This window comes from Micromonospora sp. NBS 11-29 (assembly GCF_002140155.1).
Classification (GTDB): domain Bacteria; phylum Actinomycetota; class Actinomycetes; order Mycobacteriales; family Micromonosporaceae; genus Micromonospora.
This window is the reverse complement of the sequence record NZ_NAPR01000017.1, coordinates 66,680-72,523: the sequence shown is the minus strand read 5'-3', so window position 1 is coordinate 72,523 and position 5,844 is coordinate 66,680. Positions and strand designations below refer to the sequence as shown.

The window sequence follows — 5,844 nt, the reverse complement described above, 5'->3', positions numbered from 1 at the left end:
GCGGACCCGCCCCGGCATCTGGTCACCGACGACTCGGTGAACCGCTACATGGCGAATGCCGGGCTGCGGGCCAGCGCGCCGGGCAACCTGCCGGTCACTTATGTGTCGAAGGCGTCGCTGGCCACCTGCGCCGCGCTGCGGGCCGCGCAGGCCGCCCGCGACGACGCCCGGGGCAGCTTCCTCACCTGGATCGGCGCGGACGACCTGCTCGACCCGCCGCGCTGCCGGGCGGGGACCGGCCCGCCGGTCGGCGAGCGGGTCAGCCTCGCCTACGACGCCGCCATGATGATGGTGCGCGCGCTGGAGAGCCTGGCCGCCCGGCTGCGGCACGCCGACACCGGTCGCCGCTGGGAGCCACGCGCGGTCAACCCGGTCGGCGTGCACGCCGAGGTGCTGCGCCAGAACGCCGCCGGCGGCTATCCGGGGGTGAGCGGCCTGATCCGGTACGCCCCGGACTCCGGCGAACCGGTCGCCAAACGGTTGGCCCTGCTCACGGTGGCGAAGGTGCCCGACGTCGACGCCGCCCCGACCGAGGTCTTCCACTGCGGCGTCGCCGACGCCGCGGTTCCGGATCCCGGTTGCCGCACCGTTCGGCGATAGGTGAATCTCGGTGACTGGACCGGGCGGTCGACGGCAACGTCGTCTACCTCACCCGCAGCGGTCGTCGCGTCGCCGCGGTCGTGCCGGCCGAACGCACCCGGGACGACATCGAGGTGATCGTCAACGGGCTGCTTGCGGTGGTGGAGCCGATCGTCGAGAGCGACCCGGCGAATGGCGAGCGGCTGCTCCAGACCTGGATCGCCAGCGTGCGGGCGGGCAAAGACGACGAACTGGCTCGGGCCATGGTCGAGGCATTGCAGGACGTGCTTGACGATCTCCGGGAACTGCCGGACGCGGCTGATCGATTGGCGGCCTATCGTGCCGGCCAGGTGAGCGGCGTCCCGTGGGAGCAGGCCAAGCGGGAGCTTGATCTGTGACGTGGCAGGTGGAGATCGACCGACCAGCCCTGAAGCAGATCGCGGCGCTCGACCGGCTGCTGCAACGGCGCATCACCGCGGCGATCGACAAGCTCGGTGAGGATCCCCGGCCGCCGGGATGTCGCAAGCCGGAGTCGCGGTCGATGTGTTGGTCGATCCCGACGCGGCCGACGCGGACGCGCTCCGGTCGATCGCGGACGGCATCGTGCGCTCACCCAGCAACGGTGACGCGGAGTGACGGCCCCGGAAGCCACTAGCATTTCGTGCCGTATGCCTCTGGGTCATATTTATGCCTGTGAGTCATGAGGCGTGTGGGCGATGTCGTCCCGTTCCTAGGGCTCCCGCATCCGGGCTCGGAGCACGTCGAACTCACACCCCGGCGCGTCCGGGTCGAAGCCGTGCGCGATCAGCCAGCGCGACGCCACCAGGCTGCGCAGTGACCACCAGCCCCGGATCACGTCCCGGTCCACGTCGGAGCCGTAGCCGGCGAGCAGGTCGTCCAGGCGTTCCTCGTGTCCGAGCGTGAGGGTGGCGAGGTCGAACATGGCGTCGCCCGGGGCGGCCTCGGACCAGTCGATGACGCCGGTGACCTCGTCGCCGTCGACGAAGACGTGGGTGATCTGGAGGTCACCGTGGATGAACACCGGGGTCCACGGCCGGAGCGCGGCCCCGGCGATCTCGCGGTTGCGCCGGACCACCTCGGCGGGCAGGACGGCTTCGGCGAGCAGGCCCGCGCACTCCCGGTCGAGTTCGGCCGCCACGTCGTCGAGGCTGCGGCCCGGCCACGGCGGCAACGGCGCGTCGTGCAACCTCCGGACGGCCGCGCCCGCCGCCGCCCACGCCGCCGGCGACGCGGCCGAGGGTTCGCCGAGGACGCCGAGCGCCGCGCCGGGCACGGCGGCGATCGCGAGTACGGGCGGCTGGTGCCAGCGGACAGCCGGGGTCGGTACCGGGGCCAGCGCCATCGCCCGCACCTCGATGTCGGCGTGCGCCGGGTCGCCGTCGACCTTCAGGAACACGTCCCCGACGCGCAGCGTCGCGCGCTGGCGGTGGGCGACGACGACCTCAACCTCGTCCATACCGGCCATCGTGGCGGAGGCGGCCGTCGATGTCGCCGAATATCCCGCTGGCCGGATCAGCGGCATCTCGTGGGAGCAGGTCACCCGAGAGCCGGCTGTCAGGCATCAGGCGGCGAGCGCAGGGGTGCCCAGCCGACGAACCGGGCGAACAGCGTCTGCGGGCTCGGGGCGTCGTCCGGGTTGAGTCGGTGCAGCTCCACCGCCGCGTCGTAGAGCTGCCCGCACAGGTAGACCGACAGGGCGATGCGGTTACCCGCATACTCGGCCAGCAGGGCGAGTCGCGCTTCCGCGCACGGCCACGGGTGGGCGCAGCGCTTGCAGATCCAGAGCGGACGCATCGGTACGTGCGGACGTGTGCCGGTGCTCATGCCGGCACCCGCAGCCGGGCGGCGGGGCGAGCGAGGGCAGGGCTGTCGCTGGCTGCGGTGTCCAGCCAGCGCAGCCCGGCCGGCTGCACGAACAGCTCCCGCTTGGCGACCGCGTCACCCCTGCCGTCCAACTCGTACGCCTCGATCCACGCCCAACCGTCGAACGGATGGCGATCGGCGATCTCGCGAATGACACGTACCGTGATCGGGTGCCAGAACTGCACGCTTGCCGCACGGTCGAGGCGGAGGAGGTCTCCCGCCCTGATCGGACGAGCGCTCACCGTGACTCGTCGGGACCGGTCACGGCGGCGGCCTTGACGAGGCGCGCGAAGACCACCTCCAGGCAGGGGTAGTCCTCGCCGCAACCGCACACCCAACGGACGACCCGGCGCGGCGGGTGTGCGAAGAGGATGTCCTCAGCGTCCTCGATGTCCTGCGGCGAGGCGAAGGACTCTTCGGGGGACGTGTCGTCGGTGCGCTCGCCCATCGGGCCTCCCGTCGTGGTGCGACGCGGATGACAGGTACGCACGCTCGGCCGTCCGGGGGATGGCCGGCCGAGCGCTCTGCGCGGGTGGGAACAGACCAACTCCGGGCTTGCAGACCAAGGAGAAGGTCGACTCGAACTTTGTCATAGTAGTCTGTACAAGTCAACGACAGACTAGTCCGTAGTTGTCCTGACCACCTGGCTGTGATCGAATGGCGGTGCAGACCAGGGAGAAGACATGCCCGCCAAGCCCAAATGGGCGCAGCTCGCGGACCATATCCGAGAGCAGATCGCGTCCGGTCAACTCGCGCCGGGGGACAAGCTCCCCTCGACCGCGCAGCTCCGCGTCGAGCACGGCGTGTCGGCAGGCGTGGTGCGCCAGGCCGTGCTGGTGCTCCAGACGCAGGGATGGGTCGAAGGCGTGCACGGCCTCGGAGTGTTCGTGGCCGAACGTCCGGCGTCGTAGTGAGCGGGGAAGTCTGAGAGATCTTGGAAGCGGAGGGCCCTCCCGGGGGCCATATCCTTCCAAGATCTGCGGCTGGAGCGCGTGGGGGAGGCGGGATGGGGCGTGATGGCGGGGAGCTGGACGGCTTCCACATCGGATACCTGCCGCCGGGCGTCGGCGAGCTGGTGTCGGACTTCGCCAGCGAGTGGGAGGACGTCAGTTTCGCCACCCGGGTCTGGGAACGTCAGGTCGAGGACGGCTACCGCGTCGACCTGCGGGTGCACGTTCTCCGGGGTGAGCGTCTCACCGACCTGAACGAGGTGCGGGAGTTCCTCGCCGAGTACCACGAGCGTGACCCCGCCACCTGGGACCTCGCCGACTTCACCCACCCCGACGGCCCGGGCCTGACCGGTGCGGAAGAGGCGTTCTGGCTCGCCGTGCCCGGAGTCGCCGTGACCGTACTGGCCGCCCCCGACGTGCTCCGCGCGATCGCCGAGGGCGTCACCCGGGCACACCCGGCGGCGCGACCTAGTCCCTAGGGTCTCAGCTCTCCCCCGGGGCGGGTCTCAGTGGTGCCCGGTGAGGCGGTTGCGGGCGGCGTCGAGTTCGGCGGGGGCCTGGACTGATTGATGCGGCCGGGGCCCCTCGCGGGCCGTGCTGGTTGGCCGCTCGGGGCGGCCTGCGTGCAGGGGCCAGCCCGACCCCTCGAGACGCTGTGTCATGTTTCGCTCCGAAAACCGCTCTTCGCCAGATGGCGAGCGTTGTCAGCACTTCAGCTAGGCAGGCCAACAATATCGACGAACATTAATGAATAAGCCGTCGCTGAAAACAGAGATGTCGTTATAAAGAATGATCGCTTCGGCTGGCGGCACCCACCCCTTCTCGTGTTCACCAAGGGAGATCAGGATGAGAAAATCGACCATGGCGGGTAGAGGTCGACTGGGTGCCACCCTCGGGGCCCTGGCCGTAGTCATGGTGACGCTGTCCTCCTCGCAGGCGCTGGCCACCATCCCGCACTCGTCCACCGGCGTCATCACCAGCTGCTACAACAGTAGTGGAGCCCTACGGGTGGTCGATGCGCAACAAGGGAGAACCTGCGCGGCCGACGAGACGCAATTGGTCTGGAACTCCACCACGATCAGTGCCACCCAATGGGGATCCGGAGCGGTCGTCAGGCCGACCCGCGCCGGTGGGGTAGCCGAGGTGGCTCTGCTTCAGCCGGGCAACAAGCTTCCCGCCGGATCGTGGAGCCTCACAGCCACCGTCCTGATCGCGAACGGCCTGAACATCCCCACCTCGTTCAGGTGTTTCATGCGGACCCGCGGAACGCTGATCTTTATCAGTGGTCAACTCCAGGACTGGGGTGGCACAGACGGCTGGCACCGGACGATGACGATCCCGGGGCTCGTCAGCATGCCGGAGGCAGACTGGATCGACGTTTTCTGCTCACACGATCAGACCCTGCCGAGCGGCGGTGTGCTGCAGATTGAGGACGTGCGCGTGATCGCACAGAGGGTCGCCACGACATTCTGACCGGAGGGCCCGTTGTCTACCGAGGTGATCGACTCCCTGGTGGAGTGGGTCCAGACAGAGCTCAGTCCCCCTAGAGCGGCGACGCCCCTGATGCTCCAACGTTGAATTACTAGCGCGGGTCGATCTTGCACTTTCGGTCCATGAGACGCGACTTGTATGCCGTTCTGTCGAGGCAGCAAGTGCAAGATCGCCGTGGTGGGGTTGGTGGTGCTGACCCGCGTGGTGCGCTCGATCGTCGGTGCGGTCCAGTAGGCTTTCTGGTGTGACCGGACCGGTGAGTAAGAAATCCTTCTCGCTGCCTGCGGACGTCGCGGAGCGTTTGGAACGTGAGCCGAACGCGAGCGCGTACGTCGTCGATGCCGTACGGGCGCGGATGCGTGCCGAGGACCTCGATGCCGAGCTCGCCCGGCGCGGGATGGTCGTCTCCGAACAGGGTCGTGCCCGTGCACGGGCGCAGCGCGCCCAGGTGGAGCAGGAATGGTCACCCGGTCGCCGCCAGGCTTTGCGCGACCGGTCGCGCCGGGCGGCACGGGAGATGCTCGACGAGAACGACCGTCAGGCGCCAGCGGCATGACCGCTGCCGAAGCGCCGATCCGCCTGGTGCTGGACCGGTCGGCGCTGGTCGGCTACGTGGCGGGCTCGATGCATGTGGCCGAACCGCTGCACGAGGTCGCTCATGACGGCGTGCGCTTCGGTGTGCCGGCGGTCGTCGTGGCCGAGGCTCTGGCGGTGATCGACGATCCGGCCGACCGGGCGGTGCTGCATCGGCTGCTGGAGCGTCCCGCCTGCGCGGTCCTGCCGACGTGGGGCGAGGACTGGCAGGAGTTGGCCTACTGGCGCGGCCTCACCGGCCGGGTCGACCTCGCGGCGGCGGTGATGGCCGTTCTCGATCATGACGCCAGTGTGCTGACCAGCGAGGGCAAGGCGTACGGCGACGGCGGAGACCTACCCGTCATCG

10 protein-coding genes and 1 pseudogene are annotated in these 5,844 nt (G+C 69.5%); 7 read left to right on the top strand and 4 right to left on the bottom strand.

Features of this window, described 5'->3' with window-relative positions; all coding sequences use genetic code 11:
- Together B1205_RS32025 and B1205_RS21005 are read left to right on the top strand one after the other, a co-directional pair.
- Nucleotides 1-600 (top strand): annotated as a pseudogene (locus tag B1205_RS32025) (hypothetical protein); the annotation flags it as partial.
- Nucleotides 601-680: 80 nt separating this feature from the next.
- A complete protein-coding gene (locus B1205_RS21005) occupies nucleotides 681-977 on the top strand; it encodes a hypothetical protein (protein ID WP_089157176.1) in 297 nt (98 codons plus the stop codon).
- 332 nt (nucleotides 978-1,309) lie between these two features.
- On the opposite strand, the gene B1205_RS21000 is transcribed toward B1205_RS21005, so the two are convergent.
- The 4 genes from B1205_RS21000 to B1205_RS20985 form a co-directional block, all read right to left on the bottom strand.
- Nucleotides 1,310-2,056 (bottom strand): aminoglycoside phosphotransferase family protein, encoded by a 747-nt coding sequence (locus tag B1205_RS21000; protein WP_089157175.1) that lies wholly within the window; start codon nucleotides 2,054-2,056, stop codon nucleotides 1,310-1,312.
- A gap of 98 nt (nucleotides 2,057-2,154) precedes the next feature.
- Nucleotides 2,155-2,424 (bottom strand): hypothetical protein, encoded by a 270-nt coding sequence (locus B1205_RS20995; RefSeq protein WP_089157174.1) that lies wholly within the window; start codon nucleotides 2,422-2,424, stop codon nucleotides 2,155-2,157.
- Nucleotides 2,421-2,648, bottom strand: a complete 228-nt coding sequence (locus B1205_RS20990; protein WP_254910104.1) for a hypothetical protein — start codon at nucleotides 2,646-2,648, stop codon at nucleotides 2,421-2,423. The genes B1205_RS20995 and B1205_RS20990 overlap by 4 nt, the downstream gene beginning before the upstream one ends.
- Before the next feature lie 53 nt (nucleotides 2,649-2,701).
- Nucleotides 2,702-2,911, bottom strand: coding sequence for a hypothetical protein (locus tag B1205_RS20985; RefSeq protein WP_089157172.1), 210 nt, complete (start codon nucleotides 2,909-2,911; stop codon nucleotides 2,702-2,704).
- Nucleotides 2,912-3,146: 235 nt separating this feature from the next.
- On the opposite strand from B1205_RS20985, the gene B1205_RS20980 reads away from it, so the two are divergent.
- From B1205_RS20980 to B1205_RS20960, 5 genes are all read left to right on the top strand, one after another.
- Nucleotides 3,147-3,374: a winged helix-turn-helix domain-containing protein gene (locus tag B1205_RS20980; RefSeq protein ID WP_089157171.1), complete on the top strand. Its 228-nt coding sequence runs from the start codon at nucleotides 3,147-3,149 to the stop codon at nucleotides 3,372-3,374.
- A 95-nt stretch (nucleotides 3,375-3,469) separates the two neighbouring features.
- Nucleotides 3,470-3,892, top strand: coding sequence for a hypothetical protein (locus B1205_RS20975; RefSeq protein ID WP_089157170.1), 423 nt, complete (start codon nucleotides 3,470-3,472; stop codon nucleotides 3,890-3,892).
- Between the two features lie 367 nt (nucleotides 3,893-4,259).
- The gene (locus B1205_RS20970) at nucleotides 4,260-4,886 is read left to right on the top strand and encodes a hypothetical protein (protein ID WP_140158117.1); all 627 of its coding nucleotides are present in this window, start codon (nucleotides 4,260-4,262) and stop codon (nucleotides 4,884-4,886) included.
- Between the two features lie 262 nt (nucleotides 4,887-5,148).
- Nucleotides 5,149-5,460, top strand: a complete 312-nt coding sequence (locus tag B1205_RS20965; protein ID WP_089157168.1) for a hypothetical protein — start codon at nucleotides 5,149-5,151, stop codon at nucleotides 5,458-5,460.
- A partial coding sequence (locus tag B1205_RS20960; RefSeq protein ID WP_140158123.1) for a hypothetical protein occupies nucleotides 5,457-5,844 on the top strand: 388 nt, incomplete at its 3' end. The genes B1205_RS20965 and B1205_RS20960, both read left to right, overlap by 4 nt.

What these genes read in the sequence shown, in the direction of transcription:
- B1205_RS21000 (WP_089157175.1), bottom strand. Translation starts at nt 2,056, where the DNA reads ATGGACGAGGTTGAGGTCGTCGTCGCCCACCGCCAGCGCGCGACGCTG.
- B1205_RS20995 (WP_089157174.1), bottom strand. Translation starts at nt 2,424, where the DNA reads ATGAGCACCGGCACACGTCCGCACGTACCGATGCGTCCGCTCTGGATC.
- B1205_RS20985 (WP_089157172.1), bottom strand. Translation starts at nt 2,911, where the DNA reads ATGGGCGAGCGCACCGACGACACGTCCCCCGAAGAGTCCTTCGCCTCG.
- B1205_RS20980 (WP_089157171.1), top strand. Translation starts at nt 3,147, where the DNA reads ATGCCCGCCAAGCCCAAATGGGCGCAGCTCGCGGACCATATCCGAGAG.
- B1205_RS20975 (WP_089157170.1), top strand. Translation starts at nt 3,470, where the DNA reads ATGGGGCGTGATGGCGGGGAGCTGGACGGCTTCCACATCGGATACCTG.
- B1205_RS20970 (WP_140158117.1), top strand. Translation starts at nt 4,260, where the DNA reads ATGAGAAAATCGACCATGGCGGGTAGAGGTCGACTGGGTGCCACCCTC.